Consider the following 14,186-nt stretch of genomic DNA (forward strand, 5'->3'; position numbering starts at 1 on the left):
AGATGAAAAGTACATTAATTAAAGACACAACAAAATCAGAACGAATTGCACTTGTAAAACAGTGGGAGGAAGAAGAAGGCTGTGAGAATTCCGGTATGAATTTGATGGAATATTTCAGAGATTACATTGATGGCAAGAAAGAAATTGCAGAAGTAAATGCTGCATTTCGCACAAATTATGTAGTAGAAACACCGGAGACAGAAGAAAAGCCTATGTGTGGCATGGGCGGAAGAAGATTTTAAGTGTATAATTATTATTCTTATCAAAATGACCGGAACGGCAAAAAAATAAAAAATTGCCGCTCTGGTCATTGATAGAGATAAAATACAAAAACGCAACAGGATGGAATGAGTTTATGCAGAATGTATATAAGCAGATCGCGGACAATTTGATCGCATGGTATCCGGAGCATGCCAGAGATCTTCCATGGAGAAAAGATAAAGAACCGTATCATGTATGGTTGTCGGAGATCATGCTGCAGCAGACGAGAGTGGAAGCAGTAAAAGAATATTACAGAACGTTTTTGCAGGAGCTTCCGACGATTGAGGCGCTGGCAGAGGTAGATGATGACCGCCTGATGAAACTTTGGGAAGGACTTGGATATTATAACCGTGCAAGAAATCTGAAAAAGGCAGCAGGAGAAGTGGTGATAGAATGGCAGGGAAACTTCCCTGCAGAATACGATGAGATCCTGAGCCTGCCGGGAATCGGAGAATATACGGCGGGAGCAATCGGCTCGATCTGCTTTGATCTGCCAACTCCTGCGGTGGACGGAAATGTTCTCCGGGTATATACCAGAGTGATGGAAGATCCGTCAAATATCGACAAGCAGGCAGTAAAGAAGAAAATCCGGGAGGAGCTTCTGCAGGTGTACCGGTATGGACATTGCGATATGCTGACACAGAGTCTGATGGAGGTTGGAGCAACAATCTGTCTGCCAAATGGTGCGCCAAAATGTGAGGTATGTCCACTACAGGAATTGTGTAAAGCTCATAAGCATGATTCCTGGCAGCAGTATCCGGTTCGTGAAGCAAAGAAGAAACGGAAAGTGGAAGAAAAAGCGGTGCTGATGCTTCGGTATGAAGATAAGGTTGCGATACGGAAGCGGACAGAGAAAGGGTTGTTACATGGATTGTGGGAATTTCCGAATCTTCCCGGAAGCTACAGCACACAGGAGATCCTTTCGTATGTAACGTCAAAAAATCTCCACCCAAAAGAAATCTGGATGGAGACAACATATACACATATTTTTTCCCATGTAGAATGGCATATGAAAGCCTTTTATATGGAATGTATGGAACAGCAGGCGAAAGATCTTCGTTGGGTTACATTAGAAGAGCTGAAGCAGGAGATTGCGATTCCATCAGCATTTGCACCGTTTAAAGATCTTTTAAATTCCGGTGCCTGATGACCGGGCGTTAATAAAATCCAGAAGCAGACGTTTTACCTGAGTATATTTCTTTTCCGGGATTGGGATTACAAAGCCATCGGACATTGTAAGTTTAAAACGTTCAATTGATGATGCGAAATCAGGATTGATCAAATAACTCTGATGGCAACGCAGGAAATAATCCGGGAAGCGTTTTTCCAGAGAAAGCAGACTTTCTGTAATCTCGTAGGAATCGGAGATTGTATGGATATTGGAGTGTCTGCCATGGGATTCTATGTACAGGATCTGATTCCGATTCAGAAAAAGCAGAGATTTATCTGTACCCTTAAACGACAAACGTTCCGAGCGGGATACGCCGGCAAGCGGCATTCCGCGGAATTTGGAATCGTAATGCACCGGATAGATGGTATCTCGTTCATCGTAAGAGATAGCATTTGAGATATGGCAGAGCCGAATCTGAGGAACTCCGTTGTTCATGATCCAGGACAGATGAATCCTCTGATTAACCCGATTCATGCTGTTATCAGGCCATATCGTATCAACCATAAAGAACATAATGATCTCAACTACCCGGTTGCTGGTCGTAGCAAGAGGAGTAATAACCAGATCATGAAGAACAAATTTTAATTCGTGCTGTTCAGACAGAAATGTGTTGACCAGTACTTTTTTTGTGCGAATCACCTGTTTTTCGGCAGGACCGATCCACAGAATATCTTCATGGCATGCATCGAGAAATGGCGTAATGTTGTTGTCATAATATTGTGTCAATATCTCGCCTGAAAGAGAAACAAAATCCTGAATTGTCATGGGGTGCTCCTTTCTTTTTTTCTATTTTAATCAGAACTATATAAAAATACAACCCGCAAATTGGACAGTGCGTGTATGTTTGATTCGATAAGAAGAGGTAAAAAAGATAAAAATAAATGAAATAAATGGCAAATACTATCCGTTTGGTTAGTGTACAAAAAGTGGTGCAGGGTGATATAATTTGACTATGATCGATAATAGATCAGTGCATTTGGGAATTTAGTATAAAGAAAAGAGCGTGAGACCGATGTGGGGATATCGGTGATGACCGGCAGATTAGGGACTGCCGGTTTTTCCTTTTTATACAGCATGATTTTTCAAAAAGTGATTTGTGAAGTAATATCCGATTAAGCGATAATTAATTCTCAATATAATAGAAACAGAATTGACATATACCCATGTGGGGTATATATTAAATGCGACATAATGAATACGAAAGAAGGAATTGAGATGATAAAGACAACTTTAAAAATTGATGGAATGATGTGTGGTATGTGCGAAGCCCACATGAATGATGTGATCCGTAAGAATTTCAAGGTAAAAAAGGTAACTTCTTCTGCCAAGAGCGGGGAAACGGTGATCATCAGCGAGGACAATATCGATACTGAGGCTGCAAAGAAGGCAATCAAGGATATCGGTTATGAGATGCTTTCCGCAACCAGTGAGCCATATGAGAAAAAGGGCTTATTCCATTTTGGAAAGTAGCAAAAATTTCGCAATCAAAATAAACTGTTTATAAGCAGTATAACATTAGACAGATATATCCACTCTGAAAATATCAATGCATTTTCTATTCGATACACATGTCTGATTCACAAATGCTCCTGTGTGAACTCGCCCTTTGGGCTCAGACATACACCCGCATTTGTTGACAATGTGTATCTTATAACGAAAAATGCATTGAATTCTTTTCCGGGTGGATATATTTGTCTAATGATTAAATGTATGCGTACAGGCAGTTTATTTTGATTGCGAAGTTTTTTTGTAAATTTCAAATTGCATATAAAGATAGAATTTTGTCGAAAGAGATAGTATAATCAGGCTAACGCTTTTGATAGGAGATATGGAAATGTTAGTTTGTGATTATATTGTAAAACAGATTGATGGAGAATATGCGCATCTGCAGAATCTGGATGGTTCCGAAGAGATAAGCTGGTTGCAAGAGCCTTGCTGCCGAATGGGATCGCAGAGGGAACGAAGCTGCACTACGAGCTGTTACAGTATGAGATTATACAGTAAGCAGAGCTGGAGGAGAGCATAAGAATATGAACTGGAATCGAAAAGAACTGAGAAAAGGCGCGTGGAACACGGTGTTTAAGCGTGGAACGATGGCGTGGCTTGCACTGGTTGCAGTCTGCTTCATCTTTGCATTTTTAGGTGTCGATGAATTTGCACAGTCGACATTTGTAAATGGGATTGACAAGGCAATCGGACTGGATACTTCGCATGTAGCAAGTAACGTGGAAATCTTAAAAGACTATGCTGTAAATACACCGATTGTAAAGGATGTTCCGTTTATACATTCGGATTTTGTGATCGGACTGATCGATGTTGCTTCCAAGAGTCAGACATGGATCATTAAGCTGTTAGGCGCAAATGCCGCCTATCTGGAACGTAATACCGGAGAAGTGATCATTGCACTTCTGTTATCCGCATTTATTATGATGATCGTGCATTTCTTTATTCAGAGTGCAGCCATCGTTGGAAAGAATCGGTATGCGATGGAGTGCCGGTACAGTGATAAAGTATCAATCAACCGTATGTTTGCACCATTTCATTTTAAACATTTATTGAGATTGATCTGGACGATGTTCGTATATAAGGTGGTTCTGTTCTTATGGATCTTACGATCGTCGGTGGTATATACAAATTCTATCAGTACCGGATGATTCCGTATCTGGTTGCAGAGAATCAGACACTTAGCTGGAAAGAGGCAAAAGCTTTATCCAAAGAAATGACAAATGGATACAAATGGAAGATGTTCGTAACAGATCTGTCATGCATTCCTGTTATGCTGTTAAAGCTTGTTCCGATTGCCGGTCTGTTAGTAGCAGTACCGTTTGATGTAGAGATCGACGTGGAGATGTATTTTCATCTTAGAAAGAGAATAGACAGTGAAGCATTTGTTGAGCGTGCATTTGACGGAGCACCATACTGTAAAGGTATAGAAACTGCTGTGCCGGTATATCTCTTGCAGGATGCAGCAGTAGAAGTACCAAAGGGAATCAAGATTAAGAGTGAATACCGGTTGACGGATTTCATCTTTTTCTTCTTCTCATTCTGTTTTGTCGGCTGGGTGTGGGAGGTTATGCTCCATATCGTCAGAGATCATGAGCTTGTAAATCGTGGAACAATGTATGGACCGTGGCTTCCAATCTATGGTGTCGGAGGTGTCGTTATCATCTTCCTGTTAGACCGATTTAAGGCAGATAAATTGAAATTATTCTTGATGTCTATGGGTATCTGTGGCGTGCTCGAATATATCGCAAGCTGGATCCTGGATTTCTTCTTTAATTCCCACTACTGGAATTATAAGAAATTCTTCCTGAATTTAAATGGAAGGATCTGTCTGGTCGGCTTACTTGCATTTGGCATCGGAAGTCTGTTCGGTGTCTATATCGCGGCGCCGAAGCTCAGCCGCTTTATGCATAAGAAGAGCCGGAAAACACAGATCCTGATCTGCGCTGTCTTAAGCACGGTCTTTATCATCGACCTGATCTGTTGTGCGTTATTTGGCTTCAATGCCGGATCCGGCGTAGGTGGAACCTATAACTAAGGAAACGAATCCCCTCCGACAGATAAAACCACATATATATAATCATCTGCCGGAGGGGTTTCTATGTTAGTGATTCTGGTCCCGCCAGTTTTTGGGGGAGACACCATATATATTTTTAAAAGCTCTTGAGAAATGCAGTTGGTTTGGATAGCCGACTGCATTTCCTATATCTGCAATTGATAATTTAGTCATTTTCAGCAGCTCTGTTGCTTTGGACATCCGATAGTTTATCAGGAATTCCTGTGGCGTTTTGCCAATGGAATCATGAAATATCTTTCCCAGATAGCTGCGGTTGATGCCGCAACAGGCAGCTATATCTTCGATAGAGATGTCATAAGGAAAATTCTGCTCTACGAAGTTGATTGCTTCTTTTATATAGTAATCGCTCATTTTACCGGTTTTTATCATCTGGGTAGAGGCGGTGGAACGGGTGAGTGCATCCAGAAAAAGGTAGGAATGACCGATCAGGTGAAATGGCGGTTCGTTTGGGTGATTGGCAATATAGAGCATTTCGTTCATCATGATTTCCCGGTATTCCTTTGAGGTAGCATGATAGATGGGCTGGTCTTTTGAAAAACCGGCAATGTCCAGTGCTTCTTTTACCCGTAATCCATCAAATTCCAGCCAGGTATATTCCCATGGGTTTGTCTCATCTGCGATATAGGTGCTGATCTGTCCCGGATACAGAAGAAAGCCCTGTCCGCTTTTGATCGAATAATTTCTAGTCTCTCCTTTTTTGTCCTGTGCCATTAAAAGTCCGGTTCCGGAGATGACATAATGAAACAGATAGTGGGTTCTGGCAGCCGGACCGAACTGATGGGCCGGTGCACAGCGTTCCCATCCGTACTGGTATAGTCCAAGATCTATAAATTTCTCATTTGGAAATATAGAAAAAAGGTATTCATGCATAAAAAAACCTCCCAAAATTAGAACAAATACACAATATAAACTCTACTGTTTTTTACTATATACCAAAATGCTAGATAAATGCAATAGTGAGACAAAAATAATGCATTTTGGTATAAAAATGGAATTATTACGATATTTTAACAAGCATTATGATATGTTAGAATGAAAATAACTTAAAAAAGCATATTATAAAAGAAGGGAGAAATGTATTTATGCTAAAAGGGAAAAAACTATTATTTGTACTTACAATGATGACTGGTTTCTGCTTACTGGCGGGGTGTGGCAAGAATAATAAAGACGGAAAAACAGTGATCGAACTGGTACAGTACAAGCCGGAAGCAACCTCTTATTTTGAAGAAGTTGAGGAACGGTTTAATGCCAGTCATGATGATATTGAATTGAAGATCAGTCTCCGAACGATGCAATGACGGTGTTGAAGACCAGATTTGTTCGTGAAGATAATCCGGATATCATTGGTATTGGCGGTGACATCAATTATTCGAATTTTATTGATGCCGATATGTTGATGGATATTTCTGATTTTGATGGACTGGCAGATATAAAGGAAAATTATCTGACGATCTGTGAGAATCTGAAATTTATTCCAACAGAAGGAACATACAGTGTTCCATATGTGGCAAATGCTGCCGGTATCCTGTACAACCGGGATATGTTTGAGGAGCATGGCTGGAAGATCCCGGAAACATGGGATGAGCTTCTTGCATTATGTGATGAGATTAAAGCAGAAGGAATTCTTCCGTTTTATATGGGCTACAAGGATACATGGACCTGTCTTTCTCCATGGAACAGTGCAGTAGCTTCATTGACATCTTCGACCGTATGTAAGGATGTTAATAAGGGAGAAACGACATTTTCCGATCAGTATGTTCAGGTTGCGGAAGAAATGAAAACCCTGCTTCAGTATGGAGAAGCCAATCCGGTTGCATATTCTTATAATGATGCTTGTACAGCATTTGCAAAAGGTGAGTCAGCAATGTATATGATCGGAAGCTATGCTGTACCACAGATCCAGTCAGTAAATCCGGATATCAATATTGATTCATTTGTATTCCCGGCTTCTAACAATAAGGATGACATGGTTCTGACATCCGGTGTAGACCTTCAGTTCTGCGTGATGGAAGACTGTCCGAATAAGGAAGCAGCCTATGAAGTCCTCCGTTTCCTGTTAGAGGATGAAAATGTACAGGACTATATAGACAATCAGAATGCAGTACCTTGTAAGAAAGGTGATTTCAAGCTTGCATCTATGTTAGACGGTATGCAGGAATATCTGGACAACGGAATCGTGACTGATTATCAGGATCATTTTTATCCATCTGAGATGGCAGTAGATGCATTGATTCAGACTTATCTGTTAGATGGAGATACAGAAGCGTTTTTGAAGAAATTTGATACGGAATGGAAACGGTACAATCGTGACCTGATCACAAAGGTTCGCAAATATGAGCAGGAGCATTCCGGAGAGGAGGAATAGAAATGGATACAAAAAAGACAGAAGATATGAAGTTTGCTAAAAAGAAAAAGAAAATGTCCGGGAAATCCAGAACATTTATGTTGATCACAATTCCTATCGTAGCATTGTTCTTTACATTCAACACATTGCCTTTGATTCAGGGTGCGATTTACAGCTTTACCAATTTCCGTGGGTATGGCAGCTATGAGTGGGTTGGTTTTCGAAACTATATTGATCTTTTTCATGATGCCAGAGTTGGTTCATCCTATCTGTTTACATTTAGACTGGCTATAGTAACAACGATCATCGTAAATGTTGTCAGCCTGATCCTTGCGATGGCATTAAACAGCAAGATTCGTTTTAAGAGCGGTCTTCGTGGACTGTATTTCCTGCCAAATATCTTAGGCGGTCTGGTTGTTGGTTATATTTTTAACTATTTCTTTACTTATATTCTGCCACAGATTGCAATCATGCTCGGTTTTGAGGGAAACAGTATGCTGGCAAGTTCTAAAACGGCCTGGCTTGCGATCGCAGTAGTATGTGCATGGCAGTCGATCGCGATGAATACGATCATTTATATATCCGGTCTTCAGACAGTTCCGGAAGATGTATACGAAGCAGGATCTTTAGATGGTGCAACCGGATTTGCAAAATTCCGTTATCTGACATTTCCGCTGATCCTTCCGTTTTTTACAATTAATGTAGTCCTTTGTATGAAGAACTTCCTGATGGTATTTGACCAGATCATGTCATTGACAAAGGGTGGTCCTGCGCAGAGCACAGAATCCATTTCCTACCTGATCTACAACAATGGTATGAGTGGCGGACAGTTTGGATTCCAGAGTGCAAATGCAGTCGTGTTCTTTATAGTAATCGTAGTGATATCTGTATTACAGATGCGTTTCCTGGGTAAGAAGGAGGAACAGTTATGAAAAAATCGCAGAGACAGATCAGAAAAGAATATAAAGAAAAGGGGATTAAGACAGGAAAAGAACGATATAATATCGGGGTTACGATTCTGTTGATCCTTGGTCTTATAACCATCCTGTTCCCATTATATATGACGGTTATGATCGCATTTAAGCAGCCGTCTGAGATGACAAATGATATCCATGGAATCTTATCTCTTCCACAGCACTGGAGTCTGAGTAATTTTAAGGAAGCTATGGAGGTAACAGATTTCTGGCATTCTCTCGGTAACAGTTTATTTATCACACTGGCAACTATCGCATTATCGATCGTAATACATTCCCTGATCGGTTATGTACTTGGACGAAGCAAGAAAAAGAATCGGATCTATAATGGAATTTATCTTTATCTTGTCAGTGGTATGTTCGTGCCATTTGCTATTTTGATGATGCCGCTTGTAAAACAGACAGCAAAAATGGGACTGGCAAATATGATTGGTGTGGTATTACTTTATACAGTATTTTATCTTCCGATGAACACAATGTTATATGCAGGATATCTGAATAATCTTCCGCTTGAACTGGAAGAGGCAGCTTGTGTTGACGGAGCCACTACATGGACGACTTACTGGAAGATCATCTTCCCGAATATGAAACCAATGCATGCAACGGTTGCGATCCTTACAGCTCTTGGCACATGGAATGACGTTATGACACCGCTTGTAATTATGTCCGGTGATCAGAATACACTTCCGCTTGCACAGCTGAATTTCCAGACTCAGTTTGGAACAAATTACAATCTGGCTTTTGCATCTTATCTGTTAGCGTTACTTCCGATTCTGATCTTCTATATTATTTGTCAGAAACAGATCATATCAGGTGTGGCAAACGGAGCAGTAAAATAAAAGGAGACTTAATTTATGGCTATTATATATAACAAAGAGAAAAGAATATTTTCTCTCCATACGGAACATACCACTTATCAGATGATGGCCGATACACATGATTATTTGCTTCATCTGTATTACGGAAAACGCTTGGATTCGGAAATGGATTATATACTGACTTACTATGATCGAGGTTTTTCAGGAAATCCATATGATCTTGGAAACGATCGTACTTATTCCCTAGATGCACTTCCTCAGGAATTCCCTGTTCTTGGAACCGGTGATTACAGAACAACGGCAGGAAAGATCCGTGAAGCAAATGGCTGTATGGCACTTGATCTTCGCTATACAGGATATCAGATTCAGGATGGTAAGTATGATCTCCCGGGACTTCCGGCAGCACATTCTGAAGCTGCACAGACTCTGTGCATATATCTGAAGGACGAAAGAGTCGGTGTAGAGGTAACATTATTATATGGCGTATTACCTGACTGCGATGTAATAACCAGAAGTGTAAAAGTTACAAATGTCGGAAAGAATGAAATCTATCTGGAGAAGCTTTCCAGCGCATGTCTTGATCTTTTGTATGGAGATTATGATGTACTGACATTTTATGGACGGCATGCAATGGAACGGAATATGCAGCGAACACCGGTAACACATGGCAGACAGGTGATCGGAAGTAATCGTGGTACGTCCGGACATCAGTATAATCCATATATGATCCTTGCGGAACATGGCACAACAGAGACCGCCGGAGCCTGTTATGGTGTATCACTGGTGTACAGTGGAAGCTTTGAAGGAAGCGTAGAATTAGATCAGTTTGATCAGATCCGTCTGGTTATGGGTCTTCAGGAGGATTTCTTTTCCTATCAATTAAAGCCGGAGCAGACATTTTATGCCCCGGAAGCAGTTCTGTCATATTCAGCGTATGGAATGGAACAGCTATCCAATCAGATGCATCATTTGGTGAGAGAGCATATCTGTCGCGGGAAATATAAAGATCAGATCCGTCCGGTTCTTGTAAATAGCTGGGAAGCCTGTTATTTTGATTTTAATGGTGAAGCGATCGTTAATCTTGCGGAGCAGGCTGCAGCACTTGGTGTAGAGCTTCTGGTCATGGATGATGGCTGGTTTGGCACAAGAGATGATGATAATTCATCCCTAGGTGACTGGATTGTAAATGAAGATAAGCTGGGCTGTTCTCTTACGGAGCTGACAAAACGGGTTCATGACAAAGGTGTTCAGTTTGGTATCTGGATAGAACCGGAGATGGTTTCAGAAAACAGTGATCTTTACAGAAAACATCCGGAGTGGGCAATTCAGGTTCCCGGTAAACATCCGGTACACGGCAGAAATCAGCTTGTACTTGATTTTGCAAATCCGGAGGTGGTGGATCATATCTATGAACAGATTGCAGCTGTCCTCAGGCAGGGCGATATCAATTATGTGAAATGGGATATGAATCGAAGCTTATGTGATATATATTCCGACAGTATGGTATGGCAGGGAAATGTAATGTATGACTATATGCTTGGTGTATATGACCTGCTGGAACGTCTGACGCAGGCATTTCCGGATATGTTATGGGAAGGCTGCTCCGGCGGTGGCGGAAGGTTTGATATGGGTATGCTGTATTATACACCACAGATATGGTGCAGTGATAATACAGATGCCGTTGACCGTATCCGTATCCAGTACGGTACATCGTTTGCTTATCCTTTATCAACGATGGGAGCCCATGTATCTGCGGTGCCGAATCATCAGACCGGCAGAGTGACGGACATGAAGACCAGAGGTGTGGTTGCCATGACAGGTGCATTCGGATATGAACTGGATCTTGGAAAGTTATCTGAGGAAGATAAGACGGCAGTCCGTGAACAGATCAAAACCTATCATGAAGCAGCACCGGTTATTTTAAAAGGGGATTATTACAGATTAAGTAATCCGTTTGAGGCGGAATATGGAGCATGGATGTCTGTCGATGAAGAAAAAAAACATGCAGTTGTAGGTGCTGTTTTATTAAATACACATGGTAATCATCCTGTATTTTATATTCGATTGAGAGGGCTTGCGCCGGAACGTTCCTATCGGGATAAGAAAACAGGTACTGTTTATTCAGGAGCTGCTTTGATGGAGCTCGGTATGCCGTTTACGGTAGTATCCGGTAATTATCCAAGCTATCAGATCCTGCTTGATGCAGTAGAATAAGAATAAATAGGACTCCCCGGTTTCTGTTTGCAGAGATCGGGGAGTTTGGCAAAAACAATAGAATAAAAGATATATAAGATGATCAGAAATGAGGTGACGGACAGATGGATACGAAAGAAATTACAGTATCGGATCTGGCACAGGAACAGATCAAAAACGCAGAACGATTATTTCCGTTGATCCGGAAAAAAACAGAAGAAAGAAAAGAGAAAAAAACAGTCATATCGGTATCCGGAGGTTCTGGTGTTGGTAAGACCGGAATGGCTTTCTTACTTCAAAATATGTTTGAAAAACAGGGAAAGAAATCACTTATTATAAGCGGGGACAATTATCCGCATCGGATTCCCATATATAATGATGCAGAACGAATTGCGAGATTTCGTATGTCCGGGTTAAATGGACTTATAACTGAAAGGCTATATACAGATGAAATAAAAGAAAAATTATTAGAGCTTCAAAAAGCCGGAAGGGATGCAGAAGAACAAGAGGACATGCAGTGGTTATCCATATATCAGAAGTATGGAGACAAGGCTCTTATAGACTATCTGGGTACGGATCAGGAACTGGATTATGAAGCTATATCGAATCTTCTCATGCAGTTTCATGGAGGAACCTCACAACTGCTGCTACGTCATATGGGAAGAACCCCGGATGATATCTGGTATGATCGCAGGGATGTATCAGATACAGATATTCTGATCCTTGAATGGACACATGGAAACAGTGCATACCTGCAGGGGGTGGATGTATCTGTTGTATTGATCAGTACGCCGGAAGAAACACTTGAAAACCGAAAGAAGAGGAATCGTGACACTGCCATTGACAGTCCCTTTGTAGCCAGAGTATTAAGAATTGAGCAGAAGAAGATTAATGATGGATTGGATCGGGCAGATATCATTCAGGATATGCATGGCAGGATTTATACGGAATAGTAAGTGAACAGGAGGTTATAGAATATGAGGAAAACAGAGATAGAAGAAACAACTATGACAGATATAAATAAAATTGAAAATGGTCCAATGCTGAATCTGTATCCGGACAGTCTTGGCGGAGATCTGGAAGCTGTTGCGGATTTATTTGAAAGAGATGGATTTGCAGATGCATTTTCCTCAATGTATATACTACCGAGTATTTACCATTCTGATCTGGATCGTGGTTTTTCTGTAATCGACTATGATCTTGAGGAGACATTTCATTCTGAAAAGGCACTATTACGGTTGGGTAGACAGAATATAGATCTGAAGCTGGATTTTGTGTTAAACCATGCGTCTGTACAGTCGCCACAGTTTCAGGATCTGTTGGAGAATGGCAGTCAATCGGAATATCGTGACTTTTTTATTAACTGGAATACATTCTGGGAAAACTGTGGAGAAATGACAGAAGACGGCTATATACAACCGGAACAGAAGTATCTGGATCCAATGTTCTTCCGCAAACCGGGATTACCTCTGTTGATGGTGGAAATGGCAGATGGCAGTCGGATTCCATACTGGAATACGTTTTATCAGGAGATTCGGGATACTGATGATTATCATACCAGATATTTAGGACAAATGGATCTCAATATTAAATCAGAAAAGGTTTGGGACTTTTACCGTGAAACCATAAAAAAACTGGCAGGTTACGGAGCGAAGATAATCCGTCTGGATGCATTTGCATATGCCCCAAAAGCACCGGGACGCGCCAATTTCTTAAATGAACCGGAGACATGGGAATTCCTTGAACAGATCCATAAGCTTGCAAAACCATATGGAATCCGTCTTCTTCCGGAGATTCATGCCGGATATAAAGAGAAAAAGTATAAGATGATAGCAGAGAAGGGATATCTGACATATGACTTTTTCCTTCCGGGATTGATCCTGGATGCTCTTTACAGAGGCGATGGCTCTTACCTGGAGCAGTGGGCAAAGGAACAGATAAAAGAGAATATTCATACTGTGAATATGCTTGGATGCCATGATGGAATACCGGTATTGGATCTTGCCGGATTGTTGCCGGACAACAGGATTGAAGATCTGATCCGACTGCTTGTGGATCGTGGTGGTTTTGTAAAGGATCTTCACGGTAATAAAAAGATGTATTATCAGGTAAATACGACATATTATAATGCACTTGGCGAAAATGAACAGGCATTGTTATTAGCCAGAGCATTACAGATATTTATGCCCGGAAAACCTCAGGTCTGGTATCTGGATCTGTTTGCCGGATCTAATGATTATGAGGCAGTGAAGCGTGCGGGTGCAGGTGGACATAAAGAGATCAACCGGACGAATCTTTCACAAAAAGATATAGAGTCAGGCCTTGAAAAGGAGGTCGTAAAAAAGCAGCTTGAAATGTTGAAATTCCGGAAAGAATTTCCGGCATTTGGATTTGATGCGGAAATGACAATCCGGACAAAGCCTGCAGCGCAGATCTCCGCTCAGGCAGAAAATGTTTTGCATTTTGCAGAAGTACCGGCGGACCAGATGTATAACCGTATTTATATCACCTGGAAAAAGGACGGTTATCTTGCCCGTCTGTCCGCAGACCTTAAAGCCCATACCTACCGGATTCAGGCTCTTGATCCATCCGGTAACCTGGTCTGGCAGTCGTAATGTGTAAATCCCCTTCGACAGATGGTTATACATATGGGGCTTTATCTGTATTTCCTATCTGGCAGTCAGCCGTTTTTTACTATGACTTGCTATGATTTCTGTTTGCTGCATATGCCTGATTCGTAAATACTCCTGTGCCAACTCGCTCTTTGAGCTCGAACAGGCACACGTATTTACTGGCAATATGCAGCTCACAACGAAATCTTCGCAAATGTCATAGTTAGAAAACG

General features: G+C 41.2%; 15 protein-coding genes. 13 read left to right on the plus strand and 2 right to left on the minus strand.

Going from position 1 to position 14,186, the window contains the following annotated elements:
- Nucleotides 1-2: 2 nt before the first annotated feature.
- The gene (locus DW959_RS03980) at nucleotides 3-242 is read left to right on the plus strand and encodes a hypothetical protein (protein ID WP_008399828.1); all 240 of its coding nucleotides are present in this window, start codon (nucleotides 3-5) and stop codon (nucleotides 240-242) included.
- A 113-nt stretch (nucleotides 243-355) separates the two neighbouring features.
- Nucleotides 356-1,408, plus strand: coding sequence for an A/G-specific adenine glycosylase (gene mutY / locus DW959_RS03985; RefSeq protein ID WP_117807112.1), 1,053 nt, complete (start codon nucleotides 356-358; stop codon nucleotides 1,406-1,408).
- Here mutY and DW959_RS03990 read toward each other — a convergent pair.
- Nucleotides 1,391-2,197: a LytTR family DNA-binding domain-containing protein gene (locus DW959_RS03990; RefSeq protein ID WP_117822175.1), complete on the minus strand. Its 807-nt coding sequence runs from the start codon at nucleotides 2,195-2,197 to the stop codon at nucleotides 1,391-1,393. The two genes, mutY and DW959_RS03990, sit on opposite strands and share 18 nt — an antisense overlap.
- A 450-nt stretch (nucleotides 2,198-2,647) precedes the next feature.
- Between DW959_RS03990 and DW959_RS03995 the strand changes: the two genes are divergently transcribed.
- From DW959_RS03995 to DW959_RS14455, 4 genes are all read left to right on the plus strand, one after another.
- The gene (locus tag DW959_RS03995) at nucleotides 2,648-2,902 is read left to right on the plus strand and encodes a heavy metal-associated domain-containing protein (RefSeq protein WP_021943313.1); all 255 of its coding nucleotides are present in this window, start codon (nucleotides 2,648-2,650) and stop codon (nucleotides 2,900-2,902) included.
- Nucleotides 2,903-3,266: 364 nt separating this feature from the next.
- A complete protein-coding gene (locus DW959_RS04000) occupies nucleotides 3,267-3,458 on the plus strand; it encodes a hypothetical protein (RefSeq protein ID WP_330584350.1) in 192 nt (63 codons plus the stop codon).
- Between the two features lie 4 nt (nucleotides 3,459-3,462).
- The gene (locus DW959_RS14450) at nucleotides 3,463-4,086 is read left to right on the plus strand and encodes a hypothetical protein (protein WP_243023328.1); all 624 of its coding nucleotides are present in this window, start codon (nucleotides 3,463-3,465) and stop codon (nucleotides 4,084-4,086) included.
- Nucleotides 4,035-4,973 carry a DUF975 family protein gene (locus DW959_RS14455; RefSeq protein ID WP_243023329.1) on the plus strand — a complete coding sequence of 313 codons (939 nt, stop codon included), beginning with the start codon at nucleotides 4,035-4,037 and terminating at the stop codon, nucleotides 4,971-4,973. Before DW959_RS14450 ends, DW959_RS14455 begins: the two co-directional genes overlap by 52 nt.
- Before the next feature lie 66 nt (nucleotides 4,974-5,039).
- Here DW959_RS14455 and DW959_RS04010 read toward each other — a convergent pair whose 3' ends face one another.
- On the minus strand, nucleotides 5,040-5,882 hold the full coding sequence (locus tag DW959_RS04010; protein WP_021943318.1) for an AraC family transcriptional regulator: 843 nt from the start codon (nucleotides 5,880-5,882) through the stop codon (nucleotides 5,040-5,042).
- A gap of 212 nt (nucleotides 5,883-6,094) precedes the next feature.
- Here DW959_RS04010 and DW959_RS15025 point away from each other — a divergent pair, with 212 nt between their 5' ends.
- The 7 genes from DW959_RS15025 (at nucleotide 6,095) to DW959_RS04040 (ending at nucleotide 13,956) form a co-directional block, all read left to right on the plus strand.
- Nucleotides 6,095-6,310, plus strand: a complete 216-nt coding sequence (locus DW959_RS15025) for a hypothetical protein (protein ID WP_347475313.1) — start codon at nucleotides 6,095-6,097, stop codon at nucleotides 6,308-6,310.
- Nucleotides 6,311-6,312: 2 nt separating this feature from the next.
- On the plus strand, nucleotides 6,313-7,377 hold the full coding sequence (locus DW959_RS04015; RefSeq protein WP_347475314.1) for an extracellular solute-binding protein: 1,065 nt from the start codon (nucleotides 6,313-6,315) through the stop codon (nucleotides 7,375-7,377).
- 53 nt (nucleotides 7,378-7,430) lie between these two features.
- The gene (locus tag DW959_RS04020) at nucleotides 7,431-8,288 is read left to right on the plus strand and encodes a sugar ABC transporter permease (RefSeq protein ID WP_347465184.1); all 858 of its coding nucleotides are present in this window, start codon (nucleotides 7,431-7,433) and stop codon (nucleotides 8,286-8,288) included.
- Nucleotides 8,285-9,169: a carbohydrate ABC transporter permease gene (locus tag DW959_RS04025; RefSeq protein WP_173783791.1), complete on the plus strand. Its 885-nt coding sequence runs from the start codon at nucleotides 8,285-8,287 to the stop codon at nucleotides 9,167-9,169. Before DW959_RS04020 ends, DW959_RS04025 begins: the two co-directional genes overlap by 4 nt.
- 15 nt (nucleotides 9,170-9,184) lie before the next feature.
- Nucleotides 9,185-11,362 (plus strand): alpha-galactosidase, encoded by a 2,178-nt coding sequence (locus DW959_RS04030; RefSeq protein WP_117807120.1) that lies wholly within the window; start codon nucleotides 9,185-9,187, stop codon nucleotides 11,360-11,362.
- Between the two features lie 104 nt (nucleotides 11,363-11,466).
- Nucleotides 11,467-12,294, plus strand: a complete 828-nt coding sequence (locus DW959_RS04035) for an adenylylsulfate kinase (protein WP_117822173.1) — start codon at nucleotides 11,467-11,469, stop codon at nucleotides 12,292-12,294.
- A 24-nt stretch (nucleotides 12,295-12,318) separates the two neighbouring features.
- Nucleotides 12,319-13,956: an alpha-amylase family glycosyl hydrolase gene (locus DW959_RS04040; RefSeq protein WP_117822172.1), complete on the plus strand. Its 1,638-nt coding sequence runs from the start codon at nucleotides 12,319-12,321 to the stop codon at nucleotides 13,954-13,956.
- The last annotated feature ends 230 nt before the right edge of the window (nucleotides 13,957-14,186 follow it).

This window comes from Clostridium sp. AM46-21, assembly GCF_003480025.1.
Taxonomy (GTDB): domain Bacteria; phylum Bacillota; class Clostridia; order Lachnospirales; family Lachnospiraceae; genus Coprococcus; species Coprococcus ammoniilyticus.

Bases quoted from the DNA above. Each gene is read 5' to 3' on its own strand.
- DW959_RS03980 (WP_008399828.1), top strand. From the start codon at position 3: ATGAAAAGTACATTAATTAAAGACACAACAAAATCAGAACGAATTGCA.
- mutY (WP_117807112.1), top strand. From the start codon at position 356: ATGCAGAATGTATATAAGCAGATCGCGGACAATTTGATCGCATGGTAT.
- DW959_RS03990 (WP_117822175.1), bottom strand. From the start codon at position 2,197: ATGACAATTCAGGATTTTGTTTCTCTTTCAGGCGAGATATTGACACAA.
- DW959_RS03995 (WP_021943313.1), top strand. From the start codon at position 2,648: ATGATAAAGACAACTTTAAAAATTGATGGAATGATGTGTGGTATGTGC.
- DW959_RS04000 (WP_330584350.1), top strand. From the start codon at position 3,267: ATGTTAGTTTGTGATTATATTGTAAAACAGATTGATGGAGAATATGCG.
- DW959_RS14450 (WP_243023328.1), top strand. From the start codon at position 3,463: ATGAACTGGAATCGAAAAGAACTGAGAAAAGGCGCGTGGAACACGGTG.
- DW959_RS14455 (WP_243023329.1), top strand. From the start codon at position 4,035: ATGGATCTTACGATCGTCGGTGGTATATACAAATTCTATCAGTACCGG.
- DW959_RS04010 (WP_021943318.1), bottom strand. From the start codon at position 5,882: ATGCATGAATACCTTTTTTCTATATTTCCAAATGAGAAATTTATAGAT.
- DW959_RS15025 (WP_347475313.1), top strand. From the start codon at position 6,095: ATGCTAAAAGGGAAAAAACTATTATTTGTACTTACAATGATGACTGGT.
- DW959_RS04020 (WP_347465184.1), top strand. From the start codon at position 7,431: ATGTCCGGGAAATCCAGAACATTTATGTTGATCACAATTCCTATCGTA.
- DW959_RS04025 (WP_173783791.1), top strand. From the start codon at position 8,285: ATGAAAAAATCGCAGAGACAGATCAGAAAAGAATATAAAGAAAAGGGG.
- DW959_RS04030 (WP_117807120.1), top strand. From the start codon at position 9,185: ATGGCTATTATATATAACAAAGAGAAAAGAATATTTTCTCTCCATACG.
- DW959_RS04035 (WP_117822173.1), top strand. From the start codon at position 11,467: ATGGATACGAAAGAAATTACAGTATCGGATCTGGCACAGGAACAGATC.
- DW959_RS04040 (WP_117822172.1), top strand. From the start codon at position 12,319: ATGAGGAAAACAGAGATAGAAGAAACAACTATGACAGATATAAATAAA.